Here is a 19013-nt window from a genome sequence, read left to right as displayed (position 1 = left end):
ATTTCCTGTGAACCTTGACTTATAGCTAATAATGAATCATAGGCCACAGAATATGGTGATAACTTTTTCCCATTGAAGCTTGCCATCATATCTGTGTCAATAAAACCAGCATAAATAGCTTATACTTGAACCCCTTTGCTATTTAGGGATAATCTCACATCATTTGTCAATGAAAGTGCAGCTGCATATACTTTTTTTGCTCCCATCTCCAAGAGTACTTGAGTAAATGCAAATCCTCTATTTGCTCCTGTTACCAAAACTATTGAATCTTTTATTTTCATAACTAAAACTCTCCTTTTCATATTTGTAACTATAATAAATGATAGAATTTATACATTACTTAAACAAATAAATAATCTTTAATTCACATTTTTTTACTATTTTGCCTTTATTAATAGTGATTATATCATAACTTTTACAAATAAAAGCCGATTATATCCCAGCAAATACAAATAGTCTTTGAAATGCGACGCAAAAACACCACAAAATTCAACTTTGAATAATGCAGTGTTTTTGCAAATTGTTCATTTTTTCAATTGTTACGTCAAATAAGAAAATTATTCATTAAGACTACTCTACAAATTGAAATTTGTACACTACTATTCTTTTAAAAGTTCGTATGGTGCTTTTTTATATTCAATATCTCCAACAGCAAATTTCTTTGGATTCACTTTACTACTTAACTGTCTTGTCTCAATAAATTCTTTTGATACAGATACAAAATATTGTTGATTTTCTTTTTCAATCAAATAATACTCATTGCGGTCTTTTAGTTGATACGCTATATCAAAAATTCCAGGTTGCGTAATAAAGTCCAAAACATTTTCAATAGGAGTTAACTTCTTTTTACGCATAAGTGGATAAATAAAGTCTGCATCATTAAATTTATTTAATACCACCGCATCTTGCTTACATCTACAACGTCCACTTTTTATAAAGTCATCCAAATTGATTGACTCTTTGATTACTAGTTTATCTATATTACTATCATTGTCTAGCAAATAATCAATACTTATATTAAGCAAAGTTGCGATTGCTTTTAGATTCCCTATATCGGGCATCCCTTTATCTGATTCCCATTTAGTAACTGCTTGTCTAGATACACATAATTTTTCTGCTAATTGTTCTTGCGAGAATCCAACTCCTCTTCTTGCCTCTTTTAATTTTTCTCCTACCGTCATAATTATTACCTCCATATTCTAATTCCTACATAGACTCATTGTAGTAATTTCACAGTAAACTATGAGACTCAAAAGTACAAGAAACTGTTGTTTTCCTTAACGCAACGTATCGTAGCTAAAGATTTATGTTATAAAAGATGTTGTATCATAAATCCTTTACAATAATATAATTTCCATTTTATCAATATATATTCAAATTCTGATTTGTACATTTCATTTTCTATAAATTTTCTTCATAATTTATAACCAACTCGATACATTACTATTTATCGTTCACAATTTATTACAACTGCGATTTAATCATTATGAAAATTATACTATAACATTTACATATTTTCATTATTTTACAGAAAACATAAGAATTTTTAACACTGTATTATTCAATTATCAAAGACCATCGTTCACATTTCTAATTTAAAAAGTTGTGTCGCATAATTTTCAAAATGCCAAGCAAGGCTTCACATTTAATTTCAAACTCACCTATTGGTATATCTATTACTCAATAAAAAAACGCAATCCCAATATCTTTAAAATGAAATTTTACAATCTGTTACTTATTTTTATTAATTCATCACATATCTATTCAACTAAATTTTTCCCATCTTTAAATGCTCTTGAAGATAACTCATTAAACACCTCATCATTATTTCCACAGTAGTGGATGCAATCCTCTAATTTCCAACCAAATACAACAGCATCTGCCTCAGCAATAGCTTTATACATTGGTTGTAAATAATCATTACTAGCACATCAATCCTGGATGATTCATGTAACATATGGTTTATGTCTAGAATGCGTAGCAACATCATATCAATGTTTAAAGAACGTGAAAAATTGCGAAGCTCTTTCATTGTAAGAAAAGAAGACTGCCCACCGGAGATACAAGAAATGGCGTTCTTATTTACCGCTAATGCTTTAATCGGTACTATTGATTGGTGGTTAAAATCAAATTGTACTCCTGATTCAGAGAAAATGTCTTATTTATTTAGATCTTATTTTAAAAATGGCCATGTAGGAATGCTGAATAAAAATTAATGTTGTGATTCAAATTTTGCATAAAAAAAGGCTATACATTTCTAATTCACTTGAAATGTATAGTTTATTAAGTTCTTCTTGAAAAGTTTCACTATCTTTATTAATTATTGCAGCATATAAAACACTTAAATCCTTTGTTTTTATCTTTTCTTCAAACCACTTTAAGATTTTTGTTCTAAAAATATACTTCACTTCTCTATTTGGTATGCTTAATTCTATATAACGATTATCTTCCTCATCCATTCTTTCGCTTTGGATGCTTCTTCATATGAAATAACTTCATCTTCAAGAGTAAAATCATAAATAAGTATTGACTAAAAGTATAAGCGGGTATATTATAGATAAATACAGTCTGTAATATCTGATTAATGATACATGGAGGATTAATATGAAATATACCAAAGCTACTAATTATGCATTACATATAGTTGCATATATGATTAAGTATGATAAAAAAGATAACTTAAGTTTACAGCCTTTGGCAAATCATTTAAATATTTCGCCGAGTTATTTGTCAAAGATTTTAACACAGTTAGTAAGAGCTAACATAATTCAATCAACCCCAGGTGTAAATGGTGGTTATGTTCTGCGAAAAAACAAAGAAGATATTTCACTTTTAGATGTAATTAAGGCAACTGAAGGAAGTAGTCCTATGTTTACATGTGAAATGGATGAAAATCATGAGTGCAAAATCCAAAAAGCAATGGACGAAGCGGAGAATATAATGGAAACTTATCTCAAGAATAAAAAACTATTTGAAATTATATAAAAACGCCTTAATTTCATTGGTGTTTTTATAATTCAATTATAGATAAATACAGTCTGTAATGTATTTGATTAAAATAATTATATTTTTGTTATAAATAGCTTATTGACAATATTTGTACTATAAAATAAGGCTTATAGTAATAATAAAATTATAAAAAATTTTAAAGGAGATGTTTATATGTCAGAATTTTGGGAAAAAAGTTTTGCAGAAAAGCAAGCAATGTGGGGATTCGAGCCATCAAGCACTGCAATTATAGTAGCAGATTACTTTGCTGAAAATAACCTAAAGGATATCTTAATACCAGGTGTTGGATATGGAAGAAACATAAAACCATTTATTGATAATAACATGGAAGTTACAGGAATCGAAATTTCTCAAACCGCAATTAATATAGCAAGGCAAAATGGAATTAATAATAAAATTTATCATGGGTCAGTATCAAATATGCCTTTTGAAAATAAACTCTATGATGGTGTAGCTAGTTTTGCGCTTATTCATTTATTAAATGAAGATGAAAGGAAAAAATTTATTAATGATTGCTATAACCATTTAAAACCATGTGGATATATGATTTTTACGGCAGTTTCGGAAAAAGCTCCAATGTACGGTAATGGCACGAAGCTTGCTGAAAATTATTATGAAACAACCTATGGGGTAAAACTATTTTTCTATAATTCTAAGTCTATAGAGAAAGAGTTTGGAAATTATGGGCTTGTAGATTTTGTAGAAATTGATGACATACATAAGGATAATCCAGATAAACCTCCAGTAAACTTTTTAATGATAAAATGCAGAAAAGATTTATAAAGCTGATAAAGTTCTCAAATAAAACCTATGATAGGGTAATCATATAATAAAATAAAAAATAGAACTACCATTTGTTCTATTTTTTTATTTTATTTTAAATCTATCCGCTAAATTACTATTTTACTGCTGTTTTCCATAGTGGTACATCTATAAATGTAGTCTCTTTTACGTTTGGAAGAATATCATATATTGAGCACTTCATTTGTTGTTCAAAATACTCCTTCATTTCAAATGTTGCATTCCAACGTTCCACAGTAAAAGGAAATGTTCCATATCGTCTTGTTGTATTAACAAACCTCTTTTCTAACATACAAAAACCTTGAGCATCTGCAAGTGCATCACAAACAATAAGCAATCTATCATAGTCGTCATAAACTATGTCATTAATATACTTTCTAACAAATTCACTTTCTTCATCACTCATATCATTTTTCCCTATTTCTTTGTCAAAGTCAGGTACTGGGAATGAATGTGTCAAACAAATTCTACTCACTTCATCCCAACCTTTTTCCATCACAAATTTATATCCGTCAATACCATGTCTTCTTGCACTTATACCATATCTTCTACCAATGTCATGAAGAAGTCCTAACGCATATGCTTTGACTGGATTAATATTACTACATTTTTCTGCAATCATTTGAGCCGCTAATGCTACATTGATAGAATGTTCTATCCACGGTCCAGGATTTAATTGTCCTGCTATTTCTAATTCCTTTTCAGCCATTTCTTTATTTGGAAACATATTATCCTCCTTGTATAATGTAAATTAACGGGATCAATTAAGATTACTTCGTTATAATTTATACAATATATGTTTTCTATCTTACTCACTTACTCTTAATTAATTTTATAGTTTATAATTGTAATTCTTTCAATTCTGATATTGGAATAACTGGTTTTGGATTTGCAGAATGTTCTCCGATTATTTTCTCCATCCAAATCATATCATACCAGTTTTCGAACTTGTATCCACATTTTGAAAAACAACCTACTTTCCTATATCCTAAATGTTCATGAAAATACGTGCTGGCATTGGTAAGATATGCATTATCAGTAGCTGTATAAGCTATACATGCATTTAAGTTAAGGATATTTTGTCTCTTTAATATTTCTTCCAAAGCTAAATACAATTTTTTTCCTACACCTTTACCCCGACAATTCTGACTTAAATATATAGTAGTTTCAACAGCCCAATCATATGCAACTCGCTCCTTAAATGATGAGGCATATGCATAACCAATAATCTGATCGTTATCTATGGCTACTATATATGGATACTTTTTCAATATATTATTAATTCTCTCAGTAAATTCTTCAACAGATGGAACTTCATATTCAAAAGAGATTGCAGTATTTTCTACATAAGGTTTGTATATATTTAAAATTTCTTTTGCATCTGCTTTAGTTGCCATACGCATTGTAACATTTATCATTATATCACCTTCTTTTATAAAATTATTTTAATAATCTCTACAAATTATGACATTTAACTTTAAATTAGAATTCATAATAATAGAATCTAAATTCAAAACTTATCAACTTATTTTATATTCATTATTTTCAAGAACGTTTATTGCCTTCTCGAAATTTTCTTTTTTAGTAAATATGTAATCTGTATTATAAGTTGATACTGTAAATATTCCAATCTTATTTTCCGCTAATAATGTAGCTATTTTTGATAAAATCCCAATAAGAGAAAAATCTAATATACCTTGTATCCTGAATCCTTTCCAGCCATTATCACATTCAACTGTATTTTCAGGCACTAATTTTGTACTACACACTAATGATAATTCTTCGTCCGTCTTACCAATAAGACACATCCCTTTCAAATTACTATTTTATCTTTTACTAAATTATAACATAATTTACAAATACAAAACTTTACTACAAATAAAAAAAGTATATCTATCTTAAATTCTCAATAGCAACTATATGTTAATCTATTAATAAACCTTTGGAACTTTCAAATAGCTCCATTGTTTTTTGATAAATATGCATATCTCCATTAGGTAAATATTCTTCAAAATCATTAACAAATTCTAATACTGCAGAATTAATAACTTTCTTTCTTGCAATATCAATGAGTATTTTTAATATACTTGGAATATGAAAAAACACGGCACACATATTTGAATATTGAAAATCATCTGACCAATCTATTTTTATATGTTGTAATATTTTTTCAACATTTGTTTCTATCCAATCATTTGGAATCTGCCATAATAATCCTCGAGATGAAACCACCCAAATATCATTATCAGTGCTAAAACAGTTTTCCCATAAATACGCAGTCAGTAAAATTGCTTTTTCGTATGGGATACTCTTTATATTATTTAATTTCTTGATGCTTCCAGGATAAATATCTTCCAAATCTTTTTTTATTTTATCATGAATCCACATAAACCTCACCCCAACATTGAATACATAATCTTTGAAGCTTTCTATGTAAACAGTTTATCAAGTCAACAAATTTACTATTTATCTTTTAGTAAATTATAACACAATTAAAAATACCAAACTTTACTTTATTACAAATAAAAAAAGTGTATCCATACTTAAATTCTCAATAGATACACTTTATCTTTACCACTATTACAAGCTTAAATATTTTCTCAATTTTCTAAGTGCTTCTCTTCTCACCTTAATAGCCCTCCTGTAATTTATACCGCAGTCAGCTGCAGCTTTCCTTAAAGTAGTGCCTTTAATATATACACTTTCAATGATACTTTTCTCCATACCCTGAAGCTTGTACAAAGCTTCTTTAAGTTTTGCTGATTCCTCATATGCAATAACTTCATCTTCAAGAGTAAAATCATAAGCCTCCATATTAATAGCATTTTCATCTTGAATTTCTCTATAATGTTTTATCTGTCCTTTTAAAAGTGCCTTGAAATTATTTATAACTGCATTTGTGCAGTATGTAGTAAATGATCCTCCACCAGTATTATAAAGATTTACTGCTTTTATTATAGAAAGATATCCATGCTGTACTAAATCTTCAAAGTCATAAGATGGTATGCTGTACTTAGATGCTTGTTTAATTACAAAATACTTAAACTTTCCTATGATTTCATCCACTGCAGCTCTGTTTCCACTCCTAGCTTTTTTAACAAGTTCCTCTATGATAAACACCACCTTTATTTACTATTGCTATTCTTCTTAGCATCATTAATAACATTAGAAAGATTATTGATACTCTGAGTAAGTATTTCCATCTTACCTTCAATTCTCACTAGAAGGTATATAGATACTGCAATAGGGAACCCCACATTTCCAATCAAATTTACCAAATCTCCCAAAACTATTACCTCCATATTCTTTAATATACAATGGACAATCAATGCTGATTTTCATTACAAAAATCAACATCAATTGTCCATCTACAACAGCAAACTTTAAGTATATAAAATAACCTGCTGATTAGTTATTTTTATGAATAACCATAACTATTTAACTGATAAACTAGTTTTATTTCTGTCAATTATATGTGCAGAATCTATTGCTTTTAAATCTCCACCTGATGAGAAAAATATATTCTTAGCTATTATTACCGTTGCATAAACTCTATAAATGCATATAAAAACCTTATATAACTTTATAAATTTCACTTATGTTATTCATTACTAAATAACCTGTCCTATTCACAGAGTTCTATTTTGAATAATTTCTCATTCTACTTTAGTTTGGTGTAACTCTCCCAGGACTTAAATTCTCCCACAACGCAGGATACACATAGTATAATTTTTCAAAATCACCATTTATACTATTTTGTAATTACCAAGATTTATTGAAGCATTTTTATCTCTATCCATTTCTAATCCACAGATATCACATACATACATTCTATCTTTAAGTTTTAAATCTTTTTTAACATTTCCACAACAAGAGCAGGTTTTACTACTAGGGTAAAATTTATCTACTTGGACAAACTCTACTCCATTAAACTTACATTTGTATTGCATTTGCCTAATAAATTCAAAAAAACCTTGTTCTTGTATAGCTTTTGATAAATGTTTGTTTTTTAACATACCACTAATATTTAAATCTTCCATCACAACTCTATAAGGTCTTAGTTTTATTATCATATTAGTAGTTTGGTGTATGTGATTAGCTCTAATATTATTGAGCTTTCTGTATACAAGTTTGATAACTTTTTCTAGCTTAATAATATTATTGGTTTTATTATATTTACTATCTTGTCTATTTGCTTCATATTTTCTTGATACTTGTTTTTGCAATCTTTTTAATCTCTTTTTCAGTTTCCTAACCTTAGTACATTTATTAATGTTTTTAATAGGCTTATCTATACAATTTACTACAGCTAGATTAGAAACTCCTAAATCAATCCCAATAGATAAATCTTTATTAAGCTCAACTTGATTTTCGTTATGCTCAAATCCTAATGTTAGATACCAGTACTTGCCATCAAAATGACATCTTGGATTATTATAATTAGGTAAAATAGGTATATCATAATTTGTTTTACATTTTACTTTACCTATTTTTTCAATATAGACTATATCTTCTTTAAAGTATAGTCTATCATATCTAACATAAAAAGATTTTCTAGATTTTCTTTTAGTCTTAAACCTAGGGTATTTAGCTAATCCTTTAAAAAAGTTCTTATAAGCATTGTTTAAATCCTCAAAAGCCTGTGCTGTAATTTGACCACTAACTTCTTTTAACCATTTATAATTTTCTTGATTCTTGATAGTATTGTTAAATTCTTTTTTTATTTTAGCTTTTGAAGGTTCTAAGCTTTGCTTATATAACTCCTCCCATCTAGCTCTGCCCCAATTATAAGCAAATCTCATTACACCACAAGATTTAAACATTAATATTTCTTGTCCCTTGCTTGGAAATAATCTTATCTTTATTGCCTTTATCATCATTTCTCACCTCTCTTTCCATAATTTTATTATAACCATATAATAAAATCATATGAGATGATTAATTATGATTTTAAAAGATTGCATTTATTCTCTTTAAAAGAGTGTTGTTTTATAAAGTTATATAAAGTTTTCAAAGAACATTTATAAAGTTTATTGTATTTACCATAGAACGCTACTCTATGATGCCATTTCGCTTGCGCTAGTAGCCTCGACCTTTCGGATACGAGCGTAGACTATATCATTACCTTTTATACTGAACTAGTACAAATTAGGTATCCTCCACTTCCACTACCAATAGCTTGTAGTGTACTTCCTTTACGAAATAGTCGTTGAACTTTACTCTATTCGAGTCTTAGCTGCTGATTATCCATTGTTTTAACACTTAGGATTTAACCCTATGCCATCTTAACTATTTTTTCTGCTTTCGCAACCTTCACGGTTAGGCTTATTTCATCCTTACGTTGTAGTTAGTTAAGCTTTAGGAACTTCCAGCAATTCAAAGGATTTTGGTATCCTTGTTGGATACACTCCACACTCTTTACGAATGCGGGAGGCTTAGTTATAAAAAACTTCTAAAGTTTTTTAGACTTTATGAAAGTTTCTGTAACTGTTTAGTTACCCCCATAGCAGCTTTAACCTCGGCATCTGTTAAATCTTCCTTTACATTATTTACAGTTATAGAAGCTTTCTTCCCTTCATCAGTTAAAAAACTCATTGATAATGATTTTGCCATTTAAACATCCCCTCCTTTTAATTTTTAATTGCAGCATTTGATTTTTAAGCGTTTGTTATTCCGTTTTGATCAACTCTTATAAGCTCATCTAAAGTTTTGCCAATAAGAATTTCAATTGATTTTGCCACATCAAGAACATCCTGATCCACTGCTGAAGTCTTAACCTTTGAAAAATTTAGTTTCTTAATTTTGTCCTTTCCATTTTTGTCTGTTCCATCTTTGTATTTAAGAACCATTGAACTTTCAAGCTTTGTTGATTTTGCAGCCATATATATCAACCCCTTTCACTTAATATATATACTCTACTTGGAAAAATGGTCATGCCTAAAAATAATATTTTTCAAAACTATTAGAAAAGTTATATACTCAACTTTTACACATATAAAACTTTGATTTAATAATATTTATCACTAAAATAATTTAGGACCTATGATTAAAATTATAGATTTCTTCTTTGATAACTATGTTTAATTCATATAATTTTTGAATTACGTACAAAAAAATATCGCAAATTCATTATGAATAGTGCGATATTTAAACCTATTATTAATTCTTTGTATACTAATAAATATTTATATCTTTTAAATCTTACAAATTGAAGTTTAATTTACTTTGTATATGCTTGAACAAATTTTACAGGAACATCCATTCTTTTTGCTATTTCTTCTACAGTAAGTCCACTATCCAAAAAACGCTTACATACGACTTTCATATTTTCACCAACTTCAATGATATGCTTATCTAAATCATAGAAGCGAACCACCCTCTGTCCCCATTTATGTTCATAAACATGATGTACATATTCAATATAATTGAATGAATTTAATTTATTAATAAAGCTGTCAAAGTTATCTTCTTCAAAATAAAGTTCTGATTCATTTCCATTAAATCTAATTTCATTGTCATTTTTCTGAATAAAATCCTTCCAGCTTTCTTTTGTTTGCAGAGCAACACCACCTGTTAAAGTAACATTAGCTCCAAAATCCATAATAACTCTTAATCCTAAAACATCTTTATAGAATGTTTTTGCTTTTTCCATATCGGTTACAACTAACATAGGATTCTTAAATTTCATATATTTCATCCTTTCAAATTTGATTTATTTTTTAATAAATTATAACATATTTTACAAATATCACACTATTCAATTTTCAAAATCCGAAAGCTGAGTTATACATTTTTTGCACTAAAAAACCTCAAGAGTTTTATCTCTCAAGGCTGTTTTTCTCTATTTATAACTTTCTACAGTTTAAATTATAACATTGTTTTTACGATACATTCAATGGACACCCTTAGTCTTTCTTCTAACCGTTGCCTTACACACTTTAAGCCATTTTATTGAATTGAGTTCATAAGCTTAAAGAAATATTTTGGCTCTTGGGTTTTATAAAGATTGTACCAGGAATCTAAGGTTTCCGGTAAGAATACATCTAGAATTTTCAATATATGCAAAGCAAATTCAAGGGGAGCTATTCCAGAGGCAGTAATCAAACTTCCATCAGTTACTGCACATTCCTGCTTATAATACTTTTCTCCATGATAGCTTGGGCAGACCATTTTAAGATACCCCAGGTCATTGCTTGTATGAGCTCGTTTATCCAATACTCCCCCCATAGCAAGTCCTATTGTAGCACCACAAATTGCCCCTACAACAATACCTTTCTCTAAATATTTTTCAGCCATTGTTATAATGGGAGCATGAATTGCTTCTGTCCATGTATTCCCACCAGGTAGAATCAAAGCAGCAGCATCATGAGCATTACACTCCTTAAGTTCAATTTCTGGCAATACTTTCAAGCCTCCCATTGTAGTAATAGGGGCCTTGGTAATTCCTACAGTTACTACTTTTAGCGGCATTAATCCCTTTTTGTAGTACCTTCCTGAATTAATTTCAGCGCTTAAATAACCTATTTCCCAGTCTGCCATTGTATCAAATACATAAATATATACTATATTCTTCATTTTCTATTCCTCCACATTCATTTTATCTGATGTCTAGCTGATATAAGACTTCATCTCGATCTATTATATATTATCTTCACTGACAAACTCAGTCAGTGAAGATAATAGTCCATCAAATCTTTAAGAATTGCTACCATAGCATCTTTAAAACTATTTGGTTCAAGCACCTTTATTGATTTACCATATGGAAGTAGAATATGAGGAACATAGGTATGGATTGAGTTTTCATCCATTAAAAAATTAGCTCTGCATTCAGTTCGTTCTGTCAGATGATATCCTAAAAACCAATGTGCACAAAGGTCATTCAATGCTTCTGATTTGCCCTCAATTACTAAAGTACAAAGTCCTGCTTTGCTTTCTGTATTGGATAATAAATTTTTTGTAAAAAACTCACGTGCCGAAAAAGCTTCAGGACGCTTAAATGTATTTTTAGTGCTTATAATATTTACTATTCTATCTACCCTAAAGCTGCGAATTTCATTCCTAAGATGGCAAAATGCAATAACATACCACTTATCATTCCAGTAGAGCATGCCATAGGGGTCAACAACCCTATGCTTAGGATGTCCTTCATAACCTGTACAGTATTCAATTTCCACAGAGCATTCATTAGCAACAGCCTGCTCAATTATCATTAATATAGGTTTCACAGCTGGATCGCAAATACGACTCACTACTTCAAATCCCATTAAATGACGGTTGAGAACTTTTTCTTGTTCTTGATTGGAGAACATCTTTAACTTTGATGTTGCTCTATTTAGTGCTTCCATAAAAGGATATCCTGCTTCCATTGCAAAAGTGGCAGCATGCAAAAGTGATTTTTTCTCTTCAAGGTCAAAAAACAGAGGTGTTCGGATAAAGTTGTTAAGCAAACTATATCCGCCGTTATGACCAGGCTCCGATATTATTGGCACTCCACTAACACACAATGCATCCATATAACGATAAACTGACCTTATGTTTATTTCTAACCTTTCAGATATTTGCTTTGCAGTTATCTTTGCACCTGAATTCAGCATCCATAAAATTGCTAGCATATTATCATTTTTTGACATAATGCGTCCCACTTCCCTAGATTTTTAATAGTATCATTTACATTGAAATGTGACATAAAATATTTAATTACTTAATGCTCTCACAACTATATCTGCAACTAATTTAAGTTTTGTTTTGTCTACAATTGAAACTTTATCTTCTGGTCCATTTATGTTTAAATTTTTATCATAACTTTGTCCTATACATAATGATGGTATTCCACATTTATCAAATTCAACATAATCACTTATTTCACGATTCATTTTTTTTATAATTATATCTTTGTTTTTAGAATCATTCTTTAATAATTCTGTAGCAAAATTGGATTTACCATCTACTGTAAAAATGTATGGATTATCATGATTCTTCTGTGCTATTGAGTCCATGTTTATATTGGCTTTTATATCTTTTTTATCATTATCTGATAACTGACTTAAGTAATATCTCGCACCAATAGATGCAAATTCTTCACCTCCAAAGAAAATAAACCGTAATTCATAATCATTGGATGACTTATTTAATAGTCTAGCTATCTCCATAACTACAGCAACTCCAGAAGCATTGTCGTTTGCTCCTATAGAATCTTTATTTTCTATTAGTAGTACATATTGAATTAATAGTATCCATCATAATTTTTTCATCAGATAGACTTATTTGCTTATTGTTATTAATTGGTACCTCTTTCTTGTTATGATAAGAAGGACTGCATCCTGTGCAAAATTGAGAAAGTATTAATACTATTAATATATATATTTTTGTATACCTTTTTTTTAATATTTTTCACTAAATAAATACTTATTTATTGCCTCTATACCAGCATTTAATATTCTATTAGAATCTATATCATCTTTTTTAAATACAATTCTGTTTATAATTGAATTACTAATCTCCTCTATAATAATAATTGCTGAATCTATATCCGTAACTTTAATATCATTTTCGTGAAAACATAACCATTCCCTAATAATATTTCTTATTTTTTTATGTTGCTCATCAACCACAGATGCTACTTTAGTATTTGAATTATATAATATATTAAGTTCTCTGTTTAGGTCTTTTGAAGATTCATGAATCATTATAAGTTTATTTGCAATTAGAAGCATCCCTTCTTTTTTGTCACCTTTGCTTATTTCTGCAATATTTGGTATATTATTGACTATTTCTAAAAAATTTTTATTATACAAATCTAAAATTTCATAAAATACTGCATCTTTATCTTTGAAATAAGAATAAAAACATCCTATAGAAATACCAGCAATTTTAGCTATTTCAATAGAATTAGTTTTATAATATCCATTCTCACAAAAAAGCTTATACGCAACTTCTAATATCTTTTTTTTGGTATTAAAAGCTCTAGTTTGTTTTAAATTCCTAGATTTTCTTCTATTCTCCATGAAGATTTTCATTCCTTTCGTAGTTTTTAGCTAAATCATATACTTAATATTTTATCTTACAAAATATTTTTGTCAATAAAATGTGAATAATTATTCGATTTATATTGACATCCAATATTTTCTAAGATAAAATATATTTATCAATTAAAAGTGAATAATTATTCGATTTTACTCGTATCTATTATTCTTAGGAATATAAAAAAATCAACTTATCGCTATTATTGAAAGGAGAACAATAATTATGATGAATTTAGTTTTTAAAGATGATCAATTCGAATTCCAAACATTAAGGCTCCTTGGTGAAACAGCATTTGGTGCTGCTGATATAGCAGAAGTTATTTCTACTGCTGAAAAAATAGAAGAAGGTAATTATGCTAGCTGGTGTAATGAATGGAGTAAAACAGCAAAAAGACTTCATAAAATTGCTAATGACAATTATTTAAAAGGCCATACTATTAGTGCAAAGAAGGAATACCTTAGAGCTGCTAACTACTACAGAACAGCCGAATTTTTTCTTCACGAAAATCCTAATAATACAAAAATAGATGAACTATATAATGCAAATCTGGAATGCTTCTCGTACGTTATGAAACTTAACAAACCTTGTATCAAAAATATTGAAATTCCATATGAGAATACTGTACTTCCAGGACATTATTATCAACTAGAAAATTCAAATGAACCAAAACCAGTTTTAATAGCTATGACTGGTTTTGATGGAACTAAAGAAGAATTATATGGAATGGCAATGATAGCTCTAGAACATGGAATGAATTGCTTAACTTTCGAAGGCCCTGGGCAAGGTGAAGTTATTAGAAAAAAGAAATTATTTTTTAGACATGACTATGAAAAAGTCATAACACCTATTGTAGATTACCTTCTTACAAAAAAAGAAATAGATCCAAATAAAATAATTTTATGGGGACAAAGTTTAGGTGGTTATCTTGCTCCTAGGGCGGCAGCTTTTGAACACAGACTTGCTGCTTGTATAGCAAATGAAGGCATTTATGACTTTTTAGGAGGATTTATGAGCGAATTAAATGTTACAAGAGAACAATTCCTCAATTCTTTGCTCCTCAATACAGAGAAATTTAATAAATCTATATATGATCAAATGAAAATTAATTCAACATTACGTTGGGGAGTTTCACATGGAATGTATGTGTTTGGAGTAGATAGTCCTGCTGAATTTGTATTAAAAGCCAAAAATTATTACCTAGAAGAAATACCAGAAAAAATTCAATGTCCTACACTTATTACAGATGGAGAAAATGAAATTTTTTTTAAAGGACAAGCTAAGTGTCTCTATAACACTCTTACTTGCAACAAAGATTATATTTTCTTTACCTCTGAGGAGGGAGCGGGATCTCATTGTCAAGAAGGAGCAAAACTAATTGCAAACGAGCGGATTTTTAGTTGGATTGAAACAATTCTTTAAAATATATAGTTGTAAAAAAACTGATATTGACTCAGGTTACTTAACCTGGGTCAACTATAATATATATAAGAGGTAAATTTATGAAAAATTCATTATATAAATGCAATAAAAGAATTGGAATATTTTACAGTGCTGCAGCTTCTACAATTTGGGGATTCTTGCCGCTTTATTGGAAATTACTTAGGAAAATACCAGCTGATGAGCTATTAGCTCATAGAATTATTTGGTCTTTTGTTTTCGTTATATTAGTTTTAACATTCACCAAAAAGTTAAGAGTTTTTATAAAACAATTTTCAGACAAAAAGACAATCTTACTAATTTCAATATGCTCCGTTCTGATAAGTATAAACTGGTTTATTTATATTTGGGCCGTCAATTCTAACCATGTTATAGAAGCCAGTATGGGGTATTATATAAATCCATTGATTTCCGTACTGCTTGGAGTAATCATATTCAAAGAAAAATTGAACTTCTATCAAAAAGTATCTTTAGTTTTTGCTGCTACTGGGGTTCTTTTCATTATTATAGAATATGGTAAAATTCCATGGATTTCAATTATGTTAGCTATAAGCTTTGCTTCATATGGTTTATTTAAAAAGATGGTAACTATAGAATCAATAATTGGTATTGCCCTTGAAACACTTATTATGACTCCCATTTCTTTAATTTATATAATATTTAAACAAATTAATGGACTAGGATATTTAAGCATGATAAACCTACAAACTATGTGTCTACTTTTAAGTTCTGGAATTGCAACAGTTATTCCTCTACTACTCTTTGCAAAAGGTGCAAAGAGAATAGAATTATCAGTGATTGGCTTCCTCCAATATATATCTCCTACAATAAGTCTTATACTCGGTATATTTTTATTTCATGAAGAATTTACAAATTATGACATTGTAAGTTTTGGACTTATATGGATTGCTTTAATTATATTCTCTTTATCAAACTTTTTTACTGTGCAAAATAATCATTCATAATTTTATATTGGTGCTTCAAGAATAATAGGTATTTTCAAATTTATTATGTCTTACCCCTTATACCCAAATATCAATATTATTCAGGTTAATACCAGCAACTCTGTAACCAGGGGTAAAGTAAAAAAGTCCTTAAAGGACTTTTACTTTTAAAATACCTATTTTATTTTTCTAATAACTCTTTTACTTTTATATCAGTATCTGTTCCTGAAAAAGGAGTGTTCACAATCAACATTTGAGTAATCGAAGTCAGTCCAACTAGCAAAGAACTGAATAGTAGCCACCATATGTTTGAAGTAAAGGAGAGAGAAAGTAGTGCTATTGCCGAACAAAATAGCATTGTCATCATTAAGCTACGACGTTCTTTAAATTCTCCTGAATTACGAAACAAGTAAACTTTACTTTGAATTAATAACTTCATTCCTTATTTTATTTATAACTCCTGCATGAAAAAAATATTGTTGGTTGATGAATTGGTTAGTTTTAATTTTTTCATCTGATAAGGCTTGTACTCTCCATTGCTCATATATCCTTTTATTTTCATAGATAAGTTTAAGTTTCTTTTTCTCAGCTTTCTTCTTATCGTCATCATTATCGTAATATACTTTTTTGTTTTTTCCATTCATACAATCTGCACATACCCATGTTTCAATCTCTCCATCATCTCTTACTACTACCTTATATTCATATATTGTAGCATTACCAAATCCCTCTGGAACAGCAGCTTTCTTGATTTTTTTCATCATTTGTTCTGCATATTCAGGATCTTTTTCCATTTTTTCTAACACCTTAGATGAAACAACTATATCATGTTTAAATCCTGAATAATCATTTGGTTGACCCTTCCACTCTTCGCGATAATCTCCAACTTCTTTAGCAGTCATGGATCTTACTGTTACTGTTGTTTTAGGAAAACAATTTTTAAGATCATTGATATATGTATCAGATTTTTTTTCATTTTCAAGCTTTGTTGCAAATAAATTACTATCAGTACTTTTAGAGTTGATTGTCTTTTCAGTAGACAACCTCTGTGTATAACTAGTATTGTTAATACATGAAGAATATATCGAATTTAAATTAGCGCTCACAATATTACCTCCAAATATAATTTTACAATTCATTCCTAATATCGTGTAATTAATGTAAATCTTAACTTATTTAGTAACTAAAATATCTTATGTAACAATAATACCGGAATATGGACATAAAATCATTTCTTATGGAATAGAAAAGAAAACTATAAAATATAAGAATGGTATCAAGTTCAATATCGTTAAAACAATAGTTAAAATCAAACTTATTTTACCCAACTTACTGGGAAACATCTTTTTAGATATAAAAGCTGCAATAATCCCTAGTATACATATAAATAATGTGAAACTAGGTGTAATACCCTTAATAGTTTTGGCATGGAAGAATTCAAACATCATGGTAATAAATGTAGCTAGAGGAACTATAATAGCAACAATACTAAGTATTCTAGCACGGTTTTTAGTTAAATTTGTGTTATCCATGTTTTATCTCCTTTACATTAAAAAATTGGTTTTCTATAAACTTAATGGCTTCTTGTTCGATTCCATGATTTTCATAATATCTAATTAGGTATTATTTTTGTATTGTGACGCAAAAACACTGCAAAATTCAATTTTGAATAATACAGTGCTTAAATAAATTGTTCGTTTTTTCAATTGTTACACTAAATATGAAAGTTGCCAACTAAACCTTACTTCATTAAATTTAGTTTTTTCAGATACTTTAAAGATTCCAACTTATCATTTTGGTAGCCTTCCAAGATAAAAGCACCTTTATAATTAAAGCTATTTAAAAATTTAATTTCTTCATCCCATTTAATTGAGCCCAAGTCTGCATTTCCAATTGGCCAGTGGATATCAGTTAGTTGGTCATTGTCATGTGCGTGTATACTTCCTAGCCTATAGTAAAAATTACGAAGTATGTCAATGCCATTCTCATCTAAATTTCCATGTCCATAATCATAGCAAAGCTTTAACATTGAGGAGTCAATGCTTTCAAATATTTTTTGAAAATCACTTAATCTATCTCCAATTTTACAAAAATCACTATTCCTTTGTTCTGAATATAAGTTTTCTATGTGAATTTCTATATTGTTACGCACCCCTAAGTCTGTAATTTTATATAACACTGGTATTAATTTTCTTACAACTTCATCATGCTGTTTTCGTTTTCCAGCGTCAATGCCATAACCACAATGAAAATTTACAAAGACTGCTTCTATGTTATTAGCGAAATCAATAGTTTTATGGGCTAGTTCTATCCATGTATTCCTTACCACTTCAACTGATTCAGCAAAGTTGAACGGATAAGCATGAATACTAATTTCAATACCCGGGTTTTCAATTTTATATTTACTTATCATATTGCATATATCATCACTAATCATATCAATATTTGCTGGTAATGCAATTTGTATATGTTGAATATTATATTCCTTAAATATATCCTTAATTAAATGAAGTTCTTTAAATGAAACATTAATACCAATTTTCATTTTTATCTCCCCTAAAAATATGCTTTTTCAAATAACCAAATGTAAATGAACAATAATTTACTATTTTGGTTTTATTAATAGCAATTATATCATAACTTTTATAAATAAAAGCTGATTATGTTTCCAATAAATACAAATCATTTACTTCTTCACACTGTATTATTCAATTTTCAAAGGCCATCGTTCGTATTTTCGTATTCAATAGTTACGTCGCTTTATTTTCAAATTACTCATAAATTATTTAAGTATTTTCT

General features: G+C 28.8%; 27 protein-coding genes. 5 read left to right on the top strand and 22 right to left on the bottom strand.

Annotated features, from left to right (window positions below):
- Positions 1-119: 119 nt before the first annotated feature.
- The 3 genes from EG57_RS26845 to EG57_RS26570 form a co-directional block, all read right to left on the bottom strand.
- On the bottom strand, positions 120-281 hold the full coding sequence (locus EG57_RS26845) for a hypothetical protein (protein ID WP_200880591.1): 162 nt from the start codon (positions 279-281) through the stop codon (positions 120-122).
- Positions 282-599: 318 nt separating this feature from the next.
- Entirely contained in the window at positions 600-1181 is a 582-nt protein-coding gene (locus EG57_RS0220925; RefSeq protein WP_052038028.1) for a helix-turn-helix domain-containing protein, read from the bottom strand.
- A 579-nt stretch (positions 1182-1760) separates the two neighbouring features.
- Positions 1761-1904: a hypothetical protein gene (locus EG57_RS26570; RefSeq protein ID WP_161782726.1), complete on the bottom strand. Its 144-nt coding sequence runs from the start codon at positions 1902-1904 to the stop codon at positions 1761-1763.
- A 165-nt stretch (positions 1905-2069) separates the two neighbouring features.
- Here EG57_RS26570 and EG57_RS26840 point away from each other — a divergent pair, with 165 nt between their 5' ends.
- On the top strand, positions 2070-2216 hold the full coding sequence (locus EG57_RS26840) for a hypothetical protein (protein ID WP_200880590.1): 147 nt from the start codon (positions 2070-2072) through the stop codon (positions 2214-2216).
- A 9-nt stretch (positions 2217-2225) separates the two neighbouring features.
- Here EG57_RS26840 and EG57_RS0220915 read toward each other — a convergent pair whose 3' ends face one another.
- Positions 2226-2459 (bottom strand): hypothetical protein, encoded by a 234-nt coding sequence (locus EG57_RS0220915; protein WP_032079031.1) that lies wholly within the window; start codon positions 2457-2459, stop codon positions 2226-2228.
- Positions 2460-2604: 145 nt separating this feature from the next.
- Between EG57_RS0220915 and EG57_RS0220910 the strand changes: the two genes are divergently transcribed.
- Both EG57_RS0220910 and EG57_RS0220905 read left to right on the top strand, forming a co-directional pair.
- Positions 2605-2985, top strand: coding sequence for an RrF2 family transcriptional regulator (locus tag EG57_RS0220910; RefSeq protein WP_032079030.1), 381 nt, complete (start codon positions 2605-2607; stop codon positions 2983-2985).
- Between the two features lie 177 nt (positions 2986-3162).
- On the top strand, positions 3163-3792 hold the full coding sequence (locus tag EG57_RS0220905; protein WP_032079029.1) for a class I SAM-dependent methyltransferase: 630 nt from the start codon (positions 3163-3165) through the stop codon (positions 3790-3792).
- Positions 3793-3907: 115 nt separating this feature from the next.
- On the opposite strand, the gene EG57_RS0220900 is transcribed toward EG57_RS0220905, so the two are convergent.
- The 15 genes from EG57_RS0220900 to EG57_RS0220845 form a co-directional block, all read right to left on the bottom strand.
- Entirely contained in the window at positions 3908-4537 is a 630-nt protein-coding gene (locus EG57_RS0220900) for an HD domain-containing protein (RefSeq protein WP_032079028.1), read from the bottom strand.
- A 112-nt stretch (positions 4538-4649) separates the two neighbouring features.
- Positions 4650-5228, bottom strand: a complete 579-nt coding sequence (locus EG57_RS0220895) for a GNAT family N-acetyltransferase (RefSeq protein WP_052038027.1) — start codon at positions 5226-5228, stop codon at positions 4650-4652.
- A 102-nt stretch (positions 5229-5330) separates the two neighbouring features.
- Positions 5331-5618, bottom strand: a complete 288-nt coding sequence (locus tag EG57_RS0220890) for an ACT domain-containing protein (protein WP_046066009.1) — start codon at positions 5616-5618, stop codon at positions 5331-5333.
- A gap of 115 nt (positions 5619-5733) precedes the next feature.
- The gene (locus EG57_RS27130) at positions 5734-6198 is read right to left on the bottom strand and encodes a hypothetical protein (RefSeq protein ID WP_242859901.1); all 465 of its coding nucleotides are present in this window, start codon (positions 6196-6198) and stop codon (positions 5734-5736) included.
- Between the two features lie 192 nt (positions 6199-6390).
- Positions 6391-6876, bottom strand: a complete 486-nt coding sequence (locus EG57_RS0220880) for a sigma-70 family RNA polymerase sigma factor (protein ID WP_242859900.1) — start codon at positions 6874-6876, stop codon at positions 6391-6393.
- 59 nt (positions 6877-6935) lie between these two features.
- On the bottom strand, positions 6936-7097 hold the full coding sequence (locus EG57_RS26050; RefSeq protein WP_084572280.1) for a YvrJ family protein: 162 nt from the start codon (positions 7095-7097) through the stop codon (positions 6936-6938).
- Positions 7098-7244: 147 nt separating this feature from the next.
- Entirely contained in the window at positions 7245-7406 is a 162-nt protein-coding gene (locus EG57_RS27125; RefSeq protein ID WP_084572279.1) for a DUF2922 domain-containing protein, read from the bottom strand.
- 150 nt (positions 7407-7556) lie between these two features.
- On the bottom strand, positions 7557-8687 hold the full coding sequence (locus EG57_RS0220875; RefSeq protein WP_029163156.1) for an RNA-guided endonuclease InsQ/TnpB family protein: 1131 nt from the start codon (positions 8685-8687) through the stop codon (positions 7557-7559).
- Between the two features lie 592 nt (positions 8688-9279).
- Positions 9280-9423, bottom strand: coding sequence for a DUF2922 domain-containing protein (locus tag EG57_RS26040; protein ID WP_242859899.1), 144 nt, complete (start codon positions 9421-9423; stop codon positions 9280-9282).
- 44 nt (positions 9424-9467) lie between these two features.
- A complete protein-coding gene (locus EG57_RS0220870; protein ID WP_032079026.1) occupies positions 9468-9692 on the bottom strand; it encodes a DUF1659 domain-containing protein in 225 nt (74 codons plus the stop codon).
- Positions 9693-10030: 338 nt separating this feature from the next.
- Positions 10031-10498 (bottom strand): VOC family protein, encoded by a 468-nt coding sequence (locus tag EG57_RS0220865; protein ID WP_032079025.1) that lies wholly within the window; start codon positions 10496-10498, stop codon positions 10031-10033.
- A gap of 260 nt (positions 10499-10758) precedes the next feature.
- Positions 10759-11385, bottom strand: coding sequence for a type 1 glutamine amidotransferase family protein (locus EG57_RS0220860; protein WP_032079024.1), 627 nt, complete (start codon positions 11383-11385; stop codon positions 10759-10761).
- 92 nt (positions 11386-11477) lie between these two features.
- Positions 11478-12440, bottom strand: coding sequence for a helix-turn-helix transcriptional regulator (locus EG57_RS0220855; RefSeq protein WP_032079023.1), 963 nt, complete (start codon positions 12438-12440; stop codon positions 11478-11480).
- Between the two features lie 63 nt (positions 12441-12503).
- The gene (locus EG57_RS0220850; RefSeq protein ID WP_278246490.1) at positions 12504-12998 is read right to left on the bottom strand and encodes a M28 family metallopeptidase; all 495 of its coding nucleotides are present in this window, start codon (positions 12996-12998) and stop codon (positions 12504-12506) included.
- 192 nt (positions 12999-13190) lie between these two features.
- The gene (locus EG57_RS0220845) at positions 13191-13814 is read right to left on the bottom strand and encodes a TetR/AcrR family transcriptional regulator (RefSeq protein WP_242859898.1); all 624 of its coding nucleotides are present in this window, start codon (positions 13812-13814) and stop codon (positions 13191-13193) included.
- A gap of 241 nt (positions 13815-14055) precedes the next feature.
- Here EG57_RS0220845 and EG57_RS0220840 point away from each other — a divergent pair, with 241 nt between their 5' ends.
- Positions 14056-15252 carry an alpha/beta hydrolase family protein gene (locus EG57_RS0220840; RefSeq protein ID WP_032079021.1) on the top strand — a complete coding sequence of 399 codons (1197 nt, stop codon included), beginning with the start codon at positions 14056-14058 and terminating at the stop codon, positions 15250-15252.
- Between the two features lie 80 nt (positions 15253-15332).
- Positions 15333-16235: an EamA family transporter RarD gene (gene rarD, locus EG57_RS0220835; RefSeq protein ID WP_032079020.1), complete on the top strand. Its 903-nt coding sequence runs from the start codon at positions 15333-15335 to the stop codon at positions 16233-16235.
- A gap of 395 nt (positions 16236-16630) precedes the next feature.
- Here rarD and EG57_RS0220825 read toward each other — a convergent pair whose 3' ends face one another.
- The 3 genes from EG57_RS0220825 to EG57_RS0220815 all read right to left on the bottom strand — a co-directional run bounded on the left by EG57_RS0220825 (position 16631) and on the right by EG57_RS0220815 (position 18759).
- On the bottom strand, positions 16631-17320 hold the full coding sequence (locus EG57_RS0220825; protein WP_032079018.1) for a DUF6033 family protein: 690 nt from the start codon (positions 17318-17320) through the stop codon (positions 16631-16633).
- Positions 17321-17449: 129 nt separating this feature from the next.
- The gene (locus tag EG57_RS0220820) at positions 17450-17746 is read right to left on the bottom strand and encodes a hypothetical protein (RefSeq protein ID WP_032079017.1); all 297 of its coding nucleotides are present in this window, start codon (positions 17744-17746) and stop codon (positions 17450-17452) included.
- A 209-nt stretch (positions 17747-17955) separates the two neighbouring features.
- Complete coding sequence (locus EG57_RS0220815) at positions 17956-18759, bottom strand: sugar phosphate isomerase/epimerase family protein (RefSeq protein ID WP_032079016.1); 804 nt, start codon at positions 18757-18759, stop codon at positions 17956-17958.
- Positions 18760-19013 lie beyond the last annotated feature (254 nt).

Origin of the sequence: Clostridium drakei (genome assembly GCF_000633595.2) — a bacterium.
Classification (GTDB): Bacteria; Bacillota; Clostridia; order Clostridiales; family Clostridiaceae; genus Clostridium_AM; species Clostridium_AM drakei.
This window is presented reverse-complemented; position numbering and strand designations above follow the sequence as displayed.

Bases quoted from the DNA above. Each gene is read 5' to 3' on its own strand.
- EG57_RS26845 (WP_200880591.1), bottom strand. From the start codon at position 281: ATGAAAATAAAAGATTCAATAGTTTTGGTAACAGGAGCAAATAGAGGA.
- EG57_RS0220925 (WP_052038028.1), bottom strand. From the start codon at position 1,181: ATGACGGTAGGAGAAAAATTAAAAGAGGCAAGAAGAGGAGTTGGATTC.
- EG57_RS26570 (WP_161782726.1), bottom strand. From the start codon at position 1,904: ATGTATAAAGCTATTGCTGAGGCAGATGCTGTTGTATTTGGTTGGAAA.
- EG57_RS26840 (WP_200880590.1), top strand. From the start codon at position 2,070: ATGGCGTTCTTATTTACCGCTAATGCTTTAATCGGTACTATTGATTGG.
- EG57_RS0220915 (WP_032079031.1), bottom strand. From the start codon at position 2,459: ATGGATGAGGAAGATAATCGTTATATAGAATTAAGCATACCAAATAGA.
- EG57_RS0220910 (WP_032079030.1), top strand. From the start codon at position 2,605: ATGAAATATACCAAAGCTACTAATTATGCATTACATATAGTTGCATAT.
- EG57_RS0220905 (WP_032079029.1), top strand. From the start codon at position 3,163: ATGTCAGAATTTTGGGAAAAAAGTTTTGCAGAAAAGCAAGCAATGTGG.
- EG57_RS0220900 (WP_032079028.1), bottom strand. From the start codon at position 4,537: ATGTTTCCAAATAAAGAAATGGCTGAAAAGGAATTAGAAATAGCAGGA.
- EG57_RS0220895 (WP_052038027.1), bottom strand. From the start codon at position 5,228: ATGATAAATGTTACAATGCGTATGGCAACTAAAGCAGATGCAAAAGAA.
- EG57_RS0220890 (WP_046066009.1), bottom strand. From the start codon at position 5,618: ATGTGTCTTATTGGTAAGACGGACGAAGAATTATCATTAGTGTGTAGT.
- EG57_RS27130 (WP_242859901.1), bottom strand. From the start codon at position 6,198: ATGTGGATTCATGATAAAATAAAAAAAGATTTGGAAGATATTTATCCT.
- EG57_RS0220875 (WP_029163156.1), bottom strand. From the start codon at position 8,687: ATGATAAAGGCAATAAAGATAAGATTATTTCCAAGCAAGGGACAAGAA.
- EG57_RS26040 (WP_242859899.1), bottom strand. From the start codon at position 9,423: ATGGCAAAATCATTATCAATGAGTTTTTTAACTGATGAAGGGAAGAAA.
- EG57_RS0220870 (WP_032079026.1), bottom strand. From the start codon at position 9,692: ATGGCTGCAAAATCAACAAAGCTTGAAAGTTCAATGGTTCTTAAATAC.
- EG57_RS0220865 (WP_032079025.1), bottom strand. From the start codon at position 10,498: ATGAAATTTAAGAATCCTATGTTAGTTGTAACCGATATGGAAAAAGCA.
- EG57_RS0220860 (WP_032079024.1), bottom strand. From the start codon at position 11,385: ATGAAGAATATAGTATATATTTATGTATTTGATACAATGGCAGACTGG.
- EG57_RS0220855 (WP_032079023.1), bottom strand. From the start codon at position 12,440: ATGTCAAAAAATGATAATATGCTAGCAATTTTATGGATGCTGAATTCA.
- EG57_RS0220845 (WP_242859898.1), bottom strand. From the start codon at position 13,814: ATGGAGAATAGAAGAAAATCTAGGAATTTAAAACAAACTAGAGCTTTT.
- EG57_RS0220840 (WP_032079021.1), top strand. From the start codon at position 14,056: ATGATGAATTTAGTTTTTAAAGATGATCAATTCGAATTCCAAACATTA.
- rarD (WP_032079020.1), top strand. From the start codon at position 15,333: ATGAAAAATTCATTATATAAATGCAATAAAAGAATTGGAATATTTTAC.
- EG57_RS0220820 (WP_032079017.1), bottom strand. From the start codon at position 17,746: ATGGATAACACAAATTTAACTAAAAACCGTGCTAGAATACTTAGTATT.
- EG57_RS0220815 (WP_032079016.1), bottom strand. From the start codon at position 18,759: ATGAAAATTGGTATTAATGTTTCATTTAAAGAACTTCATTTAATTAAG.